The organism is bacterium (assembly GCA_035307765.1).
Lineage (GTDB): Bacteria > Sysuimicrobiota > Sysuimicrobiia > Sysuimicrobiales > Segetimicrobiaceae > Segetimicrobium.
Genome location: DATGHU010000044.1, coordinates 273,833 through 291,419 on the forward strand (window position 1 = coordinate 273,833; position 17,587 = coordinate 291,419).

Annotated in this window: 14 protein-coding genes; 12 read left to right on the top strand and 2 right to left on the bottom strand. The window is 67.3% G+C overall.

Annotated features, from left to right (window positions below; all coding sequences use genetic code 11):
- Nucleotides 1-14 precede the first annotated feature (14 nt).
- The 11 genes from grdC to VKV57_16050 all read left to right on the top strand — a co-directional run bounded on the left by grdC (nt 15) and on the right by VKV57_16050 (nt 12,243).
- Nucleotides 15-1,487 (top strand): glycine/sarcosine/betaine reductase complex component C subunit beta, encoded by a 1,473-nt coding sequence (gene grdC / locus VKV57_16000; GenBank protein HLW61407.1) that lies wholly within the window; start codon nt 15-17, stop codon nt 1,485-1,487.
- Nucleotides 1,484-1,942 (top strand): glycine/sarcosine/betaine reductase complex selenoprotein A, encoded by a 459-nt coding sequence (gene grdA / locus VKV57_16005; GenBank protein HLW61408.1) that lies wholly within the window; start codon nt 1,484-1,486, stop codon nt 1,940-1,942. Before grdC ends, grdA begins: the two co-directional genes overlap by 4 nt.
- 57 nt (nt 1,943-1,999) lie before the next feature.
- Nucleotides 2,000-3,112: a mandelate racemase/muconate lactonizing enzyme family protein gene (locus VKV57_16010; protein HLW61409.1), complete on the top strand. Its 1,113-nt coding sequence runs from the start codon at nt 2,000-2,002 to the stop codon at nt 3,110-3,112.
- Between the two features lie 13 nt (nt 3,113-3,125).
- Complete coding sequence (locus VKV57_16015; GenBank protein HLW61410.1) at nt 3,126-4,286, top strand: zinc-binding dehydrogenase; 1,161 nt, start codon at nt 3,126-3,128, stop codon at nt 4,284-4,286.
- Nucleotides 4,287-4,446: 160 nt separating this feature from the next.
- The gene (locus VKV57_16020; protein ID HLW61411.1) at nt 4,447-5,328 is read left to right on the top strand and encodes a sugar phosphate isomerase/epimerase; all 882 of its coding nucleotides are present in this window, start codon (nt 4,447-4,449) and stop codon (nt 5,326-5,328) included.
- Nucleotides 5,329-5,391: 63 nt separating this feature from the next.
- Nucleotides 5,392-6,540 carry an extracellular solute-binding protein gene (locus VKV57_16025; protein ID HLW61412.1) on the top strand — a complete coding sequence of 383 codons (1,149 nt, stop codon included), beginning with the start codon at nt 5,392-5,394 and terminating at the stop codon, nt 6,538-6,540.
- A gap of 51 nt (nt 6,541-6,591) precedes the next feature.
- The gene (locus VKV57_16030) at nt 6,592-7,455 is read left to right on the top strand and encodes an ABC transporter permease subunit (GenBank protein ID HLW61413.1); all 864 of its coding nucleotides are present in this window, start codon (nt 6,592-6,594) and stop codon (nt 7,453-7,455) included.
- Nucleotides 7,452-8,306 carry a carbohydrate ABC transporter permease gene (locus tag VKV57_16035; GenBank protein ID HLW61414.1) on the top strand — a complete coding sequence of 285 codons (855 nt, stop codon included), beginning with the start codon at nt 7,452-7,454 and terminating at the stop codon, nt 8,304-8,306. Before VKV57_16030 ends, VKV57_16035 begins: the two co-directional genes overlap by 4 nt.
- Before the next feature lie 9 nt (nt 8,307-8,315).
- Nucleotides 8,316-9,401, top strand: a complete 1,086-nt coding sequence (locus tag VKV57_16040; protein HLW61415.1) for an ABC transporter ATP-binding protein — start codon at nt 8,316-8,318, stop codon at nt 9,399-9,401.
- Entirely contained in the window at nt 9,398-10,660 is a 1,263-nt protein-coding gene (locus VKV57_16045; GenBank protein ID HLW61416.1) for a hypothetical protein, read from the top strand. Before VKV57_16040 ends, VKV57_16045 begins: the two co-directional genes overlap by 4 nt.
- Before the next feature lie 140 nt (nt 10,661-10,800).
- A complete protein-coding gene (locus VKV57_16050; GenBank protein HLW61417.1) occupies nt 10,801-12,243 on the top strand; it encodes a 5'-nucleotidase C-terminal domain-containing protein in 1,443 nt (480 codons plus the stop codon).
- Nucleotides 12,244-12,264: 21 nt separating this feature from the next.
- Here the strand turns inward: VKV57_16050 and VKV57_16055 are convergent, their stop codons facing one another.
- On the bottom strand, nt 12,265-13,317 hold the full coding sequence (locus tag VKV57_16055; GenBank protein HLW61418.1) for a hypothetical protein: 1,053 nt from the start codon (nt 13,315-13,317) through the stop codon (nt 12,265-12,267).
- Between the two features lie 59 nt (nt 13,318-13,376).
- A complete protein-coding gene (locus VKV57_16060) occupies nt 13,377-13,673 on the bottom strand; it encodes a hypothetical protein (GenBank protein ID HLW61419.1) in 297 nt (98 codons plus the stop codon).
- Nucleotides 13,674-14,140: 467 nt separating this feature from the next.
- Here VKV57_16060 and VKV57_16065 point away from each other — a divergent pair, with 467 nt between their 5' ends.
- Entirely contained in the window at nt 14,141-17,575 is a 3,435-nt protein-coding gene (locus tag VKV57_16065; protein HLW61420.1) for a diguanylate cyclase, read from the top strand.
- Nucleotides 17,576-17,587: the final 12 nt, after the last annotated feature.

Sequence of the window (17,587 nt, forward strand, 5' to 3'; positions counted from 1 at the left end):
CGGGGCACCGGGCGATGTCGGCCGGCACCGTAGGGCCGCTGCGGCCCGTCGTGCGTGCCGCGCGGTTTGCGATCGCCCATGTGCCGGGACTGGTGCTGTCCGGCTCCAAGCCCCGGCGCGAGATTGCGGCGGGGGGAGAGGGTGTCCGCGCCGCCTTGCGCGAGCGACTGCGGTCGTTCGAGGATGCCGTGGGGTATCCGCCCCACCAAGTCCTGCTGGGCACCCTGGCTCCGGAGGCGCTGAGGGAGATCCCCCGACCGTGGCATCTCCGGCCGGTGGCGGGGGCCGGGCCGGAGGGCCCGGGTGGGACGATGATCGACGAGCTCGGTTTCTACGCATGGCTCGTTCGAGCCGACCGGGCGCGCCTGGTACATCTGTCGGAAGAGTTTGCCGCCACCTTGGCGGGGCACCTGGGTGAAACGCGGGTCTCGACGATGAACGCGGACGGCCTGCGCCGCGCGGTGGGACAGCGGGGGGAGCCGCTGTACCTAGGCGGCGGTCGGCAGATCGGCGTGGTCGTGCCCGCACACGAGGAGGACGAGTCGCTGGCCGCCCCGGTGCTCCTCGAGAACCTCGCGGCGAAGGTCACCGGGGCCCTGGCGCTCCGGGGATTGCTGGGGTCGCCCGGCGGGGCGCCGCCCGCCCCGGGAGATGAGTCGGTCGATTATCTGATTGGCTGCGGCGAGGAGGCGGTGGGGGACCGCTATCAGCGCGGAGGCGGAAACCTCGCCAAAGCGATGGGCGAGTTGGCGGGGGTGCGGACGGCAGGCGCGGTTGACGTGAAGGCGTTTTGTGCGAGTCCGTTGCACGGGCTGCTCTTGGCGGGCGCGCTCGTGGCCAGCGGCGTATGGCGCCGGGTGGTCGTCGTTGCCGGCGGGTCGCTGGCGAAGCTCGGGATGAAGTGTCGCGGCCACCTGGCGGCCGGGTATCCGGTGCTGGAGGATGTCATCGTGGGGATGGCGATCGACGTCGCGGCGGACGATGGCCGCAGCCCCGTGCTGCGGTTGGACGCGGCGACCGTCCACCGGATCGCCGACGGGACCGCTCCGCACCAGATGGCGCAGGTGCTGACGGCGGCCCCACTGCGGGCGGCGGGGCTCAAGCTCGGCGACGTGGACCGGTACGCCGTGGAGCTGCACAACCCGGACATTACGGAACCGGCCGGATCGGGAGACGTGCCCGCACGCAACTATCAGATGATCGCCGCGCTGGCGATGCAGGCCGGCGAAATTGCCCGGTCCGACATGTCGGCGTTCGCCGCGGCTCACGGGATGCCCGGGTTCTCGCCGACCCAAGGCCACATCGCCTCGGCCGTCGCCTACCTGCATCACGCCGTGACCGGCCTGACGCGGGGGTCGTTCAGCCGGGTGCAGCTGGTCGCGAAAGGCAGCTTGTTCCTGGGACGCATGACCGAGTTGGCGGATGGGGTGAGTATTCTCATGGAGCGCAACGCAGCAGGCGACTCGGAAGGGAGGAGGAGGGTATGATCGATTTCAAGGACAAGCTCGTGCTCGCACTGGGCGAACGGGACGGGATCCCGGCTCCGGCGCTGGTGGCATGCGCGGAAAGCGCCGGCGGCCGGGTCGTCTACGCCGCCACCGAGTGCTTTGTCTGAACGTCGGCGGGCGCGATGGACCTGGAGGAGCAGGGACGGATTCAGCAGCTCGCGGGGGGCGGGCAGAGCGATCAGATGATCGTGCTTCTGGGCACCCCGAATGCGAGCAGCACGCTGATGATCGCTCTTACGCTCACGCAGGGCGACCCCAGCTACGCCGGTCCACTCGCCGGAGTCCCGTTGGGACTCCCCGTCTACCACATTCTCGAAGACCGGGTGAAAGATGCGATCCCCGCCGACGTGTACGAACGTGAGATCGGGCCGATGGAGTTCGTCCTGGACAAGCCGGGGATCGAGACGGCCCTGGCCAAGACGCGAGGAGGCTGACGCGCCAAGGCGGCGGTGGGATCCCGCTAGGGCTGCCGGGCGGCGAAGGAGTGGTCCATGCGCATCACGCAGATCCGCACGCGGCAGGTGGACGTCCCGCTCCCGCAGCCGTTCTATCCGGCGTGGGCGCCGGGCCGGGTCGAGACGCAGATCCGGCTCGCCTACCTGCGCATTGACACCGATGCCGGGGTGTACGGGATCGCCGGCCACGAGTTCTTCGGCGCCGAGGAACAGTGCGTGGCGCGGGTGGCGCGAGACCTGGTGGGCGAAGACCCGCTCCACATCGAAAAGCACGCCGCCACCCTGCGCTTTCTCTGGCCGTACTTCGGCACGGCAGTGTGGTTCGTGGAGATCGCGCTCTGGGACATTCTGGGGAAGGTGGCGGGTCTGCCCCTCTACCGGCTGCTGGGGAGCGCGCGAGATGCCGTCGCGGCCTACGCCTCGACCGGCCAGAACCGCACCCCGGCCGAGCGCGCCGACGACGCCCGCCGGCTGCGCGATGCGGGGTTCCGTGCGATCAAGCTCCGGATCCACAGCGAGTCGATGGCCGAGGACCTGGCACAGGTCGCGGCCGTGCACCAGGCGGTCGGCAACGGGATGGCGATCATGGTGGATGCGAACCAGACCGATGTGCACGACGCCCCCTATCCCGGCCCGCACTGGTCGTATCATCGGGCGCTCAGGACGGCGCAGGCGCTGGCGGAGTATGGGATCGAGTGGCTCGAGGAGCCGTTGCCCCGCCACGACTACGAGGGGCTGCGGAGACTCCGGGCGGCGTCTCCGGTGCCCGTGGCCGGCGGTGAGGTGAACCAGGGATTCGGTGAGTTGCAGCGGCTCCTCCTGGATGGCTGCTACGACATCCTGCAGCCCGACGTGACGCTGTGCGAGGGATTGCTGCGCATCCGGGCGCTCGCGGCGATGGCGAACGCCGCATCGGTGCTCGTCGTCCCCCACACCTGGGGCGATCCGTTGGGCACGGTGGCGAACCTGCACCTGGCGGCGGCGATTCCCAACACCTCGTACTTCGAATTTCCCCACGACCCGCCGGCGTTTCCCAGCACCGTCTACCAGCAGACGCTCAAGACGCCCCTGGTCGTGGACGACGGGCTGGTGCGCGTGCCCCAGGAGCCCGGCCTGGGAGTGGAGCTCCAGGACTGGATCTTCGAGTGAGCCGAGGTGCGCCTTGACGGCCGGTCGGGTTCGCGCAGCCACGCTGGTGGCCCCTGGACGGTACGAGCTTCGCGAGTACCCGGTACCCGACCCGGCGTCGGGATGCGTCCTCGTGCGGATGGAACTGTCGGGGATCTGCGGGACCGATAAGCACACCTACCAGGGATACACTACCCAGTACGCCGGAACGGCGACCCCGCGCGAGATCCCATTCCCGATCATTCAAGGGCACGAGAACGTCGGGACAGTGGCCGCCATCGGCGGCGACGGTCGCTACGAGGACTTCGAGGGGACCCCGCTGCGTGTCGGCGACCGAGTCGTCGTGGGGGCCAACGTCGTCTGCGGCCGCTGTTATTACTGCCGGCACGACTTCCCCTACTACTTCTGTGAACAGATGATCGACTACGGCAACAACATGACCGCGGCGACCCCCCCGCACCTGTTCGGAGGGTGGTCCCAGTTCCTGTACGTCGTCCCCGGGAGCTTCTTGGTCCGGGTTCCAGACGAGCTTCCATCGGAGATTGCCGTGCTCACCGAGGTCATGGCGGTGACCGTGGGGCTCGATCGCGCCAAACAGTTCTCTGCCGTGCCGAACGAATCGTTCCTGTTCGACGACACGGTCGTCGTCCTGGGGGTCGGGCCGCTGGGGATGTGCCACCTGATCAAGGCCAGGATGCTGGGCGCGGGCACCCTGATCGCGGTGGACTTGTCCGCCTACCGACTCGACATGGCCAAACAGCTGGGCGCGGACTACGTCATCAACGCCGCCCAAACCACCGCCGCCCAGCGGCTGGGCTTTGTGCGCGACCTCACACACGGCCGGGGCCCGGACGTCGTGATCGAGTGCGCGGGGGTCCCCCAGGTCATTCCCGAGGCCTTGGAGATGCTCCGGGTCGGCGGGATGCTGGTGGAGGCCGGGAACTTTTCCGACCTGGGTGATGTGGCGATCAGTCCGCACCGGCACCTCTGTTCGAAGAACGTGCGGATCCTTGGTGTCGGCGGCGAGGAGGCCGCGGCGTACGGCCCGAGCATGCGGCAGATGGCGCGCTACATGCAGCACTACCCGTTGCGAGGATTCGTCTCCCACCGGTATCATCTCAAGGACGTTGAGGCCGCCGTCCTCAAGTCCATCGCCCCCGACTCCATGAAGGTCGTGATCGACCCCTGGGCCTAACCGGCGCATTTCTCTCGCGTCCGTCCTCACTCCCGGCCCGGGCAACACGCGCGGTGGGGCGGCCTTCCCCCGTCGAAGGCCCGGGTCCCCGGTCCGCCGTGCGCCGCGAACGCCGATGTCGTATGCTTGAGTTGCGGGCGCTGGGTGCAGGGAGGATTCGATGGCACATCTCGGCTTGTCGATCCGCGGGGGGGAGCGGCGGGAAGAGGAGCTCCGGTTCGCCCGCCGGGTGGGATACACGGCCGCGGAGATCAGCATGGATGGGACGGGCCTCATCTTCGGAGGGCGGCTGCACCCCCAACTGTTGGGGGAGGCCCTCCATGGCTTCGCCAAACACGATTTCCGCTACTCGGTGCACAGCCCCAGCAGCCTGGACCTGCGCGACCGCGCCAACCGCGAGATTCAGCTCGCGCTGGCGCGGTCGAGCCTCGAGTTCTGCCGGGCGGTCGGAGGGCGCGTGCTCGTGCTCCACTTCGAGCAGCGGAGCGAGGATCCTGAGGACGAGGATGCGTTCGAGGATGGAATCCGCAAGCTCTCCGACGAGGCCGGGGACGTGCTTCTGGGGATCGAGAACATCGAGGTCGAGCGGGTTGAGCCGGTGATCGACTGTGTCCGTCGTCTCGACCGCCCGAACGTGGCGATGACCTTCGACGTCGGCCACGCGTTCCTCGCCTCCGCGTACTTCCGATTCGACTTCTTCGAGGCGATTCGGGCCGCCCTCCCCTACGTCCGGCACCTCCACGTCAACGACAACTTCGGGCGGTACGATCCGCTCCGCCTCGAGAACTTCACCCTTTACCGAACCCAGTCGTCGGCCGATACGTTCCCTCTAGGGAAGGGTGACCTCCACCTCCCGGTGGGTTGGGGGGGGATTCCACTCGAAAAGGTGTTCGATGTGCTGCGGGGATACCGGGGGAGCGTGATCCATGAATATCGCTACGCCAATTTTCTGGCGTCCGTGGAGGATGATTACGGCCGGATGCGAACTTTGCTGGCCGCCCTCGACGAACCGGGAACCCCCGGAGATGGCAGAGGGAGGTGAGGGTCCTTCCCGAATTTAGTCGACGATACCGATGACCGAGATGCTTAAGGGGGGTGCGTAGTCATGCGGAAGCCACGGCAATTACGCTGGCTTGCGTCGTCCGTCCTGATCGCGGTCGCGCTGTTCCTGCTGGGAACGAACGATCGCACCCCGGCCGGGGCGGCCGAGCCCGTGACGCTCAACGTCTACATCGACGGGGACACCAACATCTTCGACCTCTGGAGCAAGAGCTTGCTCCCCGCGTTCGAGAAACGTTACCCGCAGTACCGGGCCAACATGGTGCCGCTGCTCCACGGCAACGGGTCCCAGGGGGTGTTCGACAAGATCCTGGCGGCGAAGCGGGCCGGAAAGCCGACCGACGTCGATCTGTGGGAAACCGAGCCGTCGTTTGTCCAGCAGGGGCTTTCCGAGGTCCTGTGGGTCCGGCTGAACGAGCGGATCCTGCCCAACATCACCCGGGTGCCCCAGGGTGCTCTCGAGGCCGTCGACTGGTACGGCGTGCCCTACCGGGGATCGTCGGTGGTGATCGGGTACAACAGCGCGTTCGTCAAGAACCCGCCCAAGACGTTCGACGATCTGGTCGCCTGGATCAAGGCGAACCCCGGGAAGTTCACCTACTGCGACCCAAACACCGGCGGATCCGGCCAGGCGTTCGTGGCGTCGGCGATCTACAAGTTCGCCCAAGCGACCAAGTTCGCCGGAAACGCCTACGACCCGAAGGAGGAAGCGGCGTGGGCTCCGGCGTGGAAGCTGCTGAAGGACCTCCAGCCGGCGATGTACAACAACGGGTTCCACCCGAACGGGAATGTCGCCGTGCTGCAGCTGCTGGCACAGCAGAACATCTGGATCGCGCCGGTGTGGTCGGACATGGGGCTTGACTTTTCCAGGCGGGGGCAACTCCCCAAGAGCGTCAAGTTCGAGCAGCTCACCCCGCCGCTGTTTGGCGGAGACTCGACGGTGACGCTCCCCGCCGGGGCCGACTCGAAGCACTTGGAAGGAACGCTGACGCTCCTCAACTGGCTCCTGACGCCGGAGGCGCAGGCGTTGGTTATCAACGAAGTGTCCGGGTACCCCGGCATCGAGTGGAAGTACATGCCCGCCTCGGTGCGGGCGACCTTCGAGGACGTGGCCAAGCCGTACGCGCCGTTCCCCAACGCAAAATATTTGGCCGACCTCAAGCGCCTCTGGCACGAGCAGGTCGCGGGACAGTAAGATCCCGGGGAGGATCGCGCTGGACGGCCGGCGAGGACGCGCGCACAGGCGGTGAGGTCCCGGACCGGGGGATCGTGGGGGCAGGGAGCACTGGGGCTCGCCCTGGTGCTCCCGCCGCTCTGCGTGTTGGTTTTCCTGATCGTTGTTCCGGCCATCACGGCGGTCGTTGATACGCTGCGCCCCCCCGAAGCCCTCGCGGGGGGGGTGACGCTGGCGGCGTACGCGCAGGTGCTCGGAAGCCGCATCCTGCGGGCGGACATCGTGTTCAGCGTGGTGGTCACGCTGGTCGCGGTGGCCGCCACTTTCTGCCTGAGCTACCCGCTGGCCATGTACCTCCGGTTCAATAGGGGTCGGCTGCCGTCGCTGTTGGCGGTGCTCTTCACCATCCCCCTCTTCGTGCCCGTCGTTATCGCCTCGTTCGCGATGATCACGTTCCTCGTCAATCACGGGATGGTGTCGACGATCGTCTACCGGTTGGGGATCGAGCGGCTTCCGCCGCTGGTGTACAACGCCACGGGGATCGTCCTGACGGAGGTCTGGACCACCATTCCGTTCGCGGTGCTCATTCTCGGGGCGGGCCTGCAGTCGATCGACGACGCGCTGATCGACAGCGCCCGCGACGTCGGGGCGGGCCGGCTGCGCACGTTCGCGTCGATCATCCTGCCGCTGAACGCCACGCCGACGATGATCACGCTGACCCTGCTCTTTATCGGGATCTTCGGATCGTTTACCATTCCCTATCTCGTCGGCGGAAACGCGCCGCAGATGCTCGGGGTGACGATGACCAACTACCTCACCCAGTACCTCCGGCGGACCGAGTCGGTCACGATCGCCGTCATCGCGTTTGTCATCGCGGCGGCGGTCGGCGCGGTCTACGTGGTGAGCGTCAGCCGCCGGGAGCGGCACGCGCTGTGAGTGTGACCCGGGCGGCGGCGGGGGTGGCCACCCCTCCCTGGTACTGGGCGGTCGGCGCGATGCGCCGTGCGCTCGGGCTCGGGGCGTTCCTCGCCCTCGCGGCGTTCATCCTCGGCCCGCTGCTCACCCTGCTGGTGTGGGCTTTCGCGGGGACGTGGCTGTTCCCTGACCTGCTGCCGCAGTTCTCGCTCACCTGGTGGTACTATGTCCTCGGCAACGCGGACGTCGGGAAGGCGATCCGGATGAGCTTTCTCAGCGCCCCGATCGCGACGCTGCTTTCCGCGGTGATCTGCATCCCCGCCGCCTACGCCTTCGCCAGGCTGGAGTTCCCGGGCCGACGGGCGCTGCTTCTGTCATTCCTGAGCGCCAACGCGTTCCCCAAGATCGGTTTGTATGTGAGCATTGCCACGCTCTTCTATCGGTTGAATCTCATGGACACGTTTGCCGGGGTCGTGCTCATCCAGCTGGTGAACACCATCCTCTTCATGATTTGGATCCCGACCGGGACCTTTCGGGGGATCAACCGCAACCTGGAGGACGCCGCCCGCGATGTGGGGGCGGGGGCGCTTCGGACCTTCTTCCAGATCACGCTCCCCATCGCGCTCCCCGGGCTCATCGTCGCCTCCCTGTTCGCCTTCCTCGCGGCGTTCGATGAGGCGCAGGGAACCCTGATCGTCGGGACGCCCAACCACATCACGATGCCGGTGATGATGTACACGCTGGTGCTCTCCTACCCCCAGCCGGTGGGGGCGGTGTTCTCCGTGCTGCTCTCGCTGCCATCGCTCGCGTTTTTGCTCCTTGCCCAACGGTACCTGCGGGCCGGGTATCTCGCCGCCGGGTACAGCCTGTGAGGTCCTAGCGTGGCGCGCCTCTCGATCTCCCAGGTCACCAAGATATTTGGGGCGCAGGCGGCGGTGCACGACGTCACACTCGAGGTGGGCGACGGCGAGCTGATGTGCCTGCTCGGCCCGTCGGGATGCGGAAAGACGACCACCCTGCGGATGATCGGCGGGTTCACGGTCCCGGACGGGGGAGACATCCAGATCAACGGGCGAAGCATCGTGGCCCTCCCTCCGGAAAAGCGGCCGACGGCGATGGTGTTCCAACGGTACAACTTGTGGCCCCACATGACCGTCGCCGGCAACATCGCGTTCGGATTGAAGTTGCGGCGGCTTTCCAAAGAGGCGATCGACGCGAAGGTTCGTGATGTCCTCGTACTGGTCGGCCTGCCGGGCTCGGCGGAAAAATACCCGCACCAACTGTCGGGCGGGGAGCAGCAGCGCGTCGCGGTGGCCCGCGCGCTTGTCCTGGAGCCGCAGATCTTGCTCCTCGATGAACCCTTCAGCAACCTTGACGCGCGCCTCCGGGTTCGCATGCGGGAGGAGGTGAAGCTGCTCCAGCGCAAGGTCGGTATCACCACGGTGTTCGTCACCCACGACCAGGAGGAAGCGCTTTCCATCGCGGACCGCATCGCGGTGATGAAGGGCGGGGTGTTGGAGCAGGTCGATACCCCTGACACGCTGTATGCCCGGCCGCAGACATTATTTGTCGCCGACTTCATCGGAACCATGAACCTCATCCCCGCCCGCGTGCACGCCCCGCGGGAGCTCGCGGCGGGATCGTGGCGGCTGACACTGCCCGACGGCCGGTGGCCCGCCGGGAGCGAGGTCACGCTCGCCGTCCGTCCCGAGGATCTCGTGGTGGATTCGCAGGGGGCGCCGGTCAGGATTCGCCGCGTCATCAACCTCGGCCACTACCTGCAGGTGCTTCTCGACTGCCCCGGAGTGGCGGCCCTCAGAATGTTCACCGGCAAGGGTGCGGTGTTTACGGAGGGGCAGGAGATGCGCCTCGGGATCGCCCGCGGGCTCGCCTTCTATGGAACTGAGATGATCGAACTCGGCGGGCCGATGCGCCCCGCGGTCGCCGCGCCTACGGACCGCGCGTGACCGGAACCCCCCGATCGTCCGGCCCGGCATCCGTCCGGGCCGGGGATGTCTTCGAGCACACGTTTGCGGTCGATCTTCCCGGCGAGGCGTGCGCTTCGCTCACCCTGGCCGCACCCGGAACGTCCTGGCGGGATGCGCGGGTCGCCGTCGTCGAGATCGAGGTCGACGATCGGGACCCGCAGGAGGTGATCCTGGCCGGCGGTGAAGAGCCGACCGAGTACCTCCGGTTCCTCGGGCGTCTCGCCGCGGGTTCCCACCGGCTGCGGCTCCGGATCCGGCCGGATCTCACGGCATCCGATGCCGCCGCGGTGACGGTACACGGGGTGCGGCCGCGGTCCGTGGGAGATGAGGATCCCATCGCATCCATCTGGCGGCACGCGCCCGTAGTGCACTACCGGGCCGTCACCAGCCCGTTGGACAGCCTGACCTCGGACACGCCGCTCCTGCTCTTCTATCGGACCGGATCCGACGCCCTCGGCACCGTTATCGAGTACCACCTCATCTTCAGCCACGAGGATGCGGGGACCGACCTCCCCGGACTGCTCGCCCGCTGGGGGCACACGGTCGACATCGAGTGGGCGTTCCGGGTCACCCTCGACGGCGCCGGCCGCCCGATCCGCGAGGAGGTGCAGGGGCCGGAACACCGCACCCTGCCCTATGCCGGGGGCCGGGCGCTGGGCGGGCACCCGGTCCTGCAGGTCGCCACCCTCAACGGGACGTTCACCGACCAGGTCCGGTCGCGCTTTCGTGGGGCGCTGGGACCGGCGTGCGCGCAGCCCGAAGGGGAGCCGCGCGAAGGGGTGCTGCAGCGGTTTCCCTGGATCTACCGGGTCAGCGCGCTCGAGGTGCTCCGCCAGGTCCCGCTCGATCCCGACCCGTCACCGCACTCGCGGGGACCGGCCGACCTTCGATCGTACGTCTACGTGCAGTGGAAGCGCCCCCCCGGGACGGAGCTGCCGCTCGAGGCCGCCGTCCGCGTGGAGGGCATCTGGTACACATCGGCGTGGGGGCAGCCCGGCTTGGCTTTCACCGACCCGGATGGGGAAAGCACGGCGGTGAAGGTGCCGGTCGGCACGGATGAAGCGACCATCACGGGCATCGCGCTGCGCGCGTTCCGCCCGCCGGGGGCAGCGCTCGCCGTGAAGCTGGTGCGCGCCTTCCTCCTCGACGACCGCTACGGTCCTCGTCCCTCCTTCGCCGCGGGCGGGGTCCGCCTCACCCACGATCAACCGCATGCGGTGGCGTGGGAGCGCGTCTAGCGCGGCGCCGCCCGGAAGGACACGCCGGCGCGCGCCGCGAACGAGCTTGCGGTCGGATCACCGGACGGAGAAAGAGGTCGGCCTCGATGCGGGCGTGCTTCCGTTGGGTCTGCGCCGTCATCCTTGCGGTGTCGTTCACAATGCCGCCCGCCTCGACGGCGGAACCGGTCCGGGTCCTTACCATCCTCCATTTCAACGATGACTATCAGCTGACCGCCCTCGACGGCAGCAAGGTCGGCGGGCTGGACCGCCTGGCGACGCTGATCGCGCAGTACCGCCGGCGGGATCGCCCCGCGCTCCTGCTGTTCGCGGGGGACTTGCTCTCGCCGTCTGCCGAGTCCTCGGTGTTCAAAGGCGCGCAGCTGATCGACGGCTTGAACCACCTGGGGATCGACGCCGCCGTCCCGGGGAACCACGAGTTCGATTACGGGCCGGAGGTGCTCGCGGCGCGGGTCTCCGAATCGCATTTCCCCTGGGTCGCGACGAACGCCTTCGTGACTCCCGGGATGCGGACGCTCCCGGGGACCAAACAGCTCCTGATCGTGAGCGCCGGGGGAGTCCAGGTCGGGATCTTCGGGCTCACGACTCCCTCCACCGCCGGCTCATCATCGCCCGGCGGCACCGCGTTCGGCGAGCCGGTGGCGGTCGCCAAGGCGGCGGTGCCGATCCTCCGGCGGGACGGCGCGCAGGTGGTCATTGCCCTGACGCACCTGGACGTGAGCGAAGACGAAACGCTGCTCCGCGAGGTCCCTCAAATCGACCTCGTCATCGGCGGGCACGATCACGAGCCGATGACGCGCCTGGTCGATGGACGCCTGATCGCCAAGGCCGGATCGGATGCCAAGTGGTTGGGGATTACCCGCCTGGCCCTCGACGGCTCGCACCGCGCGGTGCACCAGCTGATCCCGGTGACCAGCCAGACCCCCTCGGAGCCGGCGGTCGCCGCGCTGGTGCGGCGCTACACGGATCTTCTCGGCAAAGAGCTCGACGTCGCCATCGGGGAGGCCGCCGTCCCGCTCGATGCGCACGAGTCTCTCGTTCGTGCGCAGGAATCCTCCCTGGGCGACTTCATCGCCGACGCGATCCGCACAGCCGTGCACGCAGACATCGCGATCACCAACGGGGGAGGGATCCGCACCGACGCGGTCTTGTCGGTCGGGCCGATTCGGCGCCGGGACGTCATCGCCTGGCTCCCGTTTGGGAGCGTGGTCGTCAAGGTGGCCATCCGCGGGGACGCGATCCGGGAGGCTTTGGAGAATGGGGTGAGCCAGCGGGACAAGCTGGCCGGCCGGTTTCCGCAGGTTTCGGGGTTGCACTTCACGTTCAATCCCGACCGACCGGTCGGGGCCCGAGTCCTCGATGTTCGCATCGGCGATGCCCCCCTGGATGCCGGCACCACCTACACGGTCGCGACGAACGATTTCATGCTCCGCGGGGGCGATGGCTATACGATGCTCTCAACGGGCCAGGTGTTGGTCGACCCGGCGGGGGGACCATTGATGGCCACCGCGGTGGCGGAGGCGGTTCAGCGGATCCACGTAGTGGCTCCCAAACCCGACGGGCGCATCACGATCGCCCGCTAGGCGCCGCCGGCAGGCGGGGATTTAGGAAGGGGCCGTCCCCCTCGTCGGGGATGTCGCGAAGACCTCGCCCGCACGCTTGTCCGGCCGCAGCCCCTTGAGGACCGCGCCGCGAAGATCGGTGCCGGCAGGGCGCTGATACTCTACCTCGACGACCAGGGTCGGCGTCACCCAATGCGGGAGCGGATCGGGCGGGCCGTCACCGCCGCGTTCGGGAAGCGCCCGCGCGGGCGCGAACGGCGAGGACTTACGCCGCATCGCTTTGAGCTCACGGAGCATGGTCTGCCGGAATTCATCCGTCAGCCCCGCATCGAGGATGCCCGCATACGTGAGCCTGCCCGTCCGGTCGTGCTGCCCCAGGACGATGCCTCCGAGCCCGCGGCGGCCGTCGGTCACGTATCCTCCGACGACGAATTCTTCGCGACGCCGGACGGGGATCATCACCCAGTCCGGCGATCTCGCCCCCGGCCGATAGACGCTTGCCCTCCGCTTCGCCACCACCCCTTCCAGCCCAACCTTGGCGCACTGGCGGAAGATCGCCCGGCCGTCCATTCCGGAGAGCGGCTCGGTCACGCGGACCACTTGCGAAGCGAGGGGGCGCGCCAACGCCCGCAGGACCGCATGTCGGTCCTCCAGCCCCCGGGCGATCAGTGAGTGGTTGTTGGCATACAGGCAGTCGAAAACCATGTACACCAGGTGTCCGGACGGTCGACGCGTTCCCGGGCGGAGCCACTGCTGGAGGCTCTCGAAATCGGGAAGTCCCCGTTCGTCGAGGACCACGACCTCTCCGTCGAGCACCAGCGACGCCGGAAAGCCCCGCAGGGCCTCGGCGACCGGCCGGAAGAGGTCGGTGAATGATAGGACGTTGCGGGAGAGGAGCCGGACCGAGCCGTCGCGGATCATCGCGATAACGCGGACCCCGTCCCATTTGGGTTCATACATCCACGCTGGATCGTTAAACGGGACTCCTGCCGATTCGGCCAGCATCGGCCGGATGACCTTGGGGAACGGCGAGTGCCCGGGAGGGTGCAGGCCTATCCGGACGAGGGCGCTGATCACCGTGAGGGGAAACACCATCGGTATTGATTATAAACCACCCGCGCGGGGGCAAGATGCCCGGGGTCACGTCCCGCGGGTTATCGCGCCGGAAGCATCCAGATGAGGACGAAATAGAACACGAGGGTGAACAGCCCAATCGGCGAGAGCACGATGGCGACAAAGTGCCCGAGTGCGAGCGCCGGCGAGAAGGATAGCCCGAAGACCGACACGGTGTACTGCATCGCGGTGCCGACGTGCCGGTCGCTGGAGAAGAGGTTGAAGAACGTCCCCACGTTCGTCTCGTTGTTTCGGATCAGGTTGGGGAAAAATCCGAAGAAGGTCAAGATCAGCACGATGAAGGCCAGACAGGCGAGATACCCGATGACATACCTCATGTTTCACCACCAGCCGACGGATCGCCGCCCCCTTCACTCTTATGCCCATCAGCCCTGAGTTGCAGACGCGGCGAGCGGGGGGCCTCCGCCCCCGCTGAGCCTTGCGCTCCTCAAACACTCCCAGGCAATCTCCACGAAGCTTCGTCTAAAGCTTCGCGACGCGGGGCATAGGGTACACCGGGAGCGGATCGATGGTGCGGGATCCGGGACCGGCCCGTCGGCCACCGCGGGAAGGGTGCGTAGATGAGCGTTGCGAGGGTGTTCTTCCATTCAACCCGGTCAGTGTGCCGATCCCGGAGTGGGCGCTGCCCCTCCGCCTCTCCGCGTACCGCCACGATTGCCGAGTGGGGGTGGCGCGGGATGATGACAGCGCCAAGGGGTTCCCGGATCGCACACCATCCACTGCCGAGTTGATGACGATAGACCCCGAACACTCGCCTGCTTCGTCGGCGCCCCCCGACCTGGAGATGCCGGGTCCCTCCCGGCCGGTTCCCACGAAACTGCGGGTGCTCATCGTCGAGGACCAACCCGCCGACGCAGAATTGACCGTGCGCGAGTTGCGTCGAGCCGGTTTCAACTTTGAATGGGCACGCGTTGAGGACGAGGCAGCGTACCGGCAACACCTCGCGCGCCTTCCCGATCTCATCCTCTCGGATTTTTCGCTGCCGAGGTTCAGCGCGGCGCGTGCACTGGAGGTGCTCCAGGAGAAGGGGCTCGACGTCCCGTTCCTCATCATCTCGGGGATGATGGGGGAGGAGACGGCGGTGACGCTGATGAGATGTGGGGCCACCGACTACCTCCTCAAGGATCGGCTGACACGACTGGGACAGGCGGTCGAGCGGGCCCTTGAGGATCAACGTCTCCGTCAAGAGAAGCGCAAAGCAGACGAGGATCTGCGGGCCAGCGAAGCGCGGTACCGGACCTTGTTCGAAGGCGTCCCCATCGGACTCTACCGAACCACCGTCGACGGAGAATTCCTCGAAACCAACCCGGCGTTCCTGCAGATCATGGGCTATCCAGATCGCGAGACACTGATGGCGGCCGGGGCCGCCGGCCTCTATGTCGACCCCGAACGTCGGAAGCACTGGCTGGCTCTCCTGGAGAGTGAGGGGGCGGTGACGGACTTTGAGAGCCAACTCCGCCGCCATGACGGGAGGCTGATCTGGGTGCGCGCCGGCGCTCGAGTCGTCCGTGACGCCACTGGCCGGAGCCTGTATGTTGAGGGGGCGGTTGTTGACGTTACGGGGCGGAAGCAAGCCGAGGAAGAGGCTCACCGGCGGGCCGCCCACCTCGAGACCTTGAATGCGATTATCGCCGCCTCGGGGGCCGCACAGGATGAGCCCGCCCTCCTGAAGGTGACGGTCGACGCGATCCTCAAGGCGCTCGGATGCGAGATGGGAGGGGTCTGGACGGAGCGGACCCAACTTGTCCGCGGGATGACCCACGAGGCTGGCCCCTCGATTCTCGGCGTCTTGGAGGCGGCGGGGTACACGCTGCTCAGCCCGCACGCGGTGGACGACTGGCGGATCTCAACGGGTTCGGAGATCGACGCGGCGGCGAGCGTCATGGGGCAGTTCGGCATCCGGGCCTCGATCGCCGCTCCCATTCGAACAGACGGCGGAATCCTCGGCGGCATCGCGGTTGCCTCCGCCGTCCCCCGCCGGTGGCTCCGCGACGAAGTCACGTTGGTAGAGGCCGTGGGCAAGCAGATCAGCGAAGCGATCGAGCGGCTGAAGTTGTCACAGGAGTCGCAGCGCCGGACCATGGAACTCGAGGCGTTCTACACACTGAGCCGCCAGTTGCGCGAAGCCCCGAGCGTCGATGAGATGTACCCGATGATCGTCGAACGCGCGATGACCCTTTTGGCGAGCGGCCACGGCTCACTCGCACTCCTCAACGCAGAACGTGAAGGATTCACGCGTGTCTACACGGTCGGGATCCCCACGGAGAGGATCGGGTCGACGTTTCCCGTTACCGGGACCCGGTCGGGGGAGGTGGTGAAGACAGGGACCGCCTACGTGAGTGAGGATTTCAGTGCCGAGCAGGTCCCGGCCATGCTGGACGCAGCGCAGTATCGTGTCCTTGGACCTTTTGCCATTGTGCCTATGCGGTCGGAAGAGGAGATCATCGGCACCCTCTGTTTGGCCCGCCCAAAGGCGCCGGAACATCCTGCGTTTACCGAGGCCGACATCCGCCTGCTCGAGGGGATCGCGGAAATCGCGGGCACGGCGATTCGTCGAGCTCGCCTCAATCACCACCTCGAGCAATCGTATATTGAGCTGGTGCTGGTGCTGGCGCGGGCGGCCGATGCCCGCGACAGCTACACGGCCGATCACAGCGAACGCATCGCGACCCGCGCGGTCACGCTCGCCCGAGCCATGGGGTGCAACGAGATCGACGTGCAGAATGTGCAATGGGGCGCGCTCCTGCACGATATCGGCAAACTGGGGGTACCCGACAACATCCTGAGGAAACCCGGCCCGCTGACCGAGGCGGAGTGGCACGTCATGCGGCAGCATCCGGCGATCGGCGAAGAGATCCTGCGGCCGGTCGATCGGATGCGCGACGTAGCCGCGTTGGTCCGGCACCACCAGGAGCGTTGGGACGGGGCCGGCTACCCCGATCATCTGCGCGGCGAGGAAATCCCGCTGGGCGCCCGAATCTTGGCCGTCGCCGACACCTACGGGGCGATGACCGATGATCGGGCGTACGGGAAGGGCCGGACGCTGGACGACGCGCTTGCTGAGATCTGTCGATGCGCCGGGACGCAGTTCGATCCCCGCGTGGTTGACGTGTTCTGCAGGATGCTCAGGGAGGGGGACGAGGGGGGGCGTCTGTCCATCGGCCGAGAACCCGATGCCGGGAAGGCGACGATCCGGCCGTCGGAGACGGCGATCGCTCGAGCCCTCTCGCACGCACGCCGGATCGGGCGCGTCGTCCCGGCGATGACGGATGTGGCGAAGCGCCTGTTGCGCCCCCTCGACCTCGCCGCCGTGCTCGATGAGATTCTCAGTCAGATCCAGGAGGTCTTTGGCTATCCGCTGTGCAGCGTGTTCTTCATCGATGGGCAAACCGGGGAACTCCGTGTCGCGGCCCAGCGCGGCGGCGATCCAGCGCTGACGGAGCCCCCCGCGGTCACGATAGGTGAGCAGGCAATCGGCAAATGGGTCTTGAACCACGGGGGGCCGTACTACGCGAGCGACGTCGACCAAGATCCAATGTACGTGACGGGCTCGCCTGGGGTTCGGTCTCACGTCGCCTATCCACTAATCGTCAATGATCGAGTCATCGGGGTCTTGCACGTCGAAAGCCCTCTGGTCGACGCGTTCCCGAAGGAGATCCGCGAACTTCTCGAGGCCTTTGTGTTTCTGGCCGCGCTCGGCATCCTCCGGGCGCAGCGCGATGAGGATCTCAGCCGCCTTGCCTTGACGGACGGTCTGACCGGATTGGCCAACCACCGGGCGCTCTGGGATGCGCTTGAACGCGAGGTCGCCCGCGCCAAACGCAGCGCCTCCCCCATCTCCGTCGCCATTGTCGAAGTCGACAAATTCAAGCAGGTCAATGATCGCTTTGGCCACCTGCAGGGAGACCTGGTCCTCAAGTTGGTCGCCGATGCCATGCGGAAGAACAGTCGCACCATGGATCTCGTGGCCCGCTTCGGGGGTGATGAATTCGTCCTCCTACTCCCGGATGTGCCGAAAGAGGCGGCGATTCAAATTGCCGAGCGGGTGCGGCGGCATGTCGAGGAGATGCTCGTCTCCGGCGGCCCCAGCCTTACGGTCAGCGTGGGCCTGGCCAGCATGCCCGAAGACGGCCAAACCGCGAATGCCCTGATGGAAGCCGCCGATCGGGCGATGTACACGGTGAAGCACATAGGGGGAAATCGCGTGTCCGTTGCTTGACCACCCCGACCG

What these genes read in the sequence shown, in the direction of transcription:
- VKV57_16010 (HLW61409.1), top strand. Translation starts at nt 2,000, where the DNA reads ATGCGCATCACGCAGATCCGCACGCGGCAGGTGGACGTCCCGCTCCCG.
- VKV57_16065 (HLW61420.1), top strand. Translation starts at nt 14,141, where the DNA reads ATGCCGGGTCCCTCCCGGCCGGTTCCCACGAAACTGCGGGTGCTCATC.
- VKV57_16060 (HLW61419.1), bottom strand. Translation starts at nt 13,673, where the DNA reads ATGAGGTATGTCATCGGGTATCTCGCCTGTCTGGCCTTCATCGTGCTG.
- VKV57_16020 (HLW61411.1), top strand. Translation starts at nt 4,447, where the DNA reads ATGGCACATCTCGGCTTGTCGATCCGCGGGGGGGAGCGGCGGGAAGAG.
- VKV57_16050 (HLW61417.1), top strand. Translation starts at nt 10,801, where the DNA reads ATGCCGCCCGCCTCGACGGCGGAACCGGTCCGGGTCCTTACCATCCTC.
- VKV57_16055 (HLW61418.1), bottom strand. Translation starts at nt 13,317, where the DNA reads ATGGTGTTTCCCCTCACGGTGATCAGCGCCCTCGTCCGGATAGGCCTG.
- grdC (HLW61407.1), top strand. Translation starts at nt 15, where the DNA reads ATGTCGGCCGGCACCGTAGGGCCGCTGCGGCCCGTCGTGCGTGCCGCG.
- VKV57_16025 (HLW61412.1), top strand. Translation starts at nt 5,392, where the DNA reads ATGCGGAAGCCACGGCAATTACGCTGGCTTGCGTCGTCCGTCCTGATC.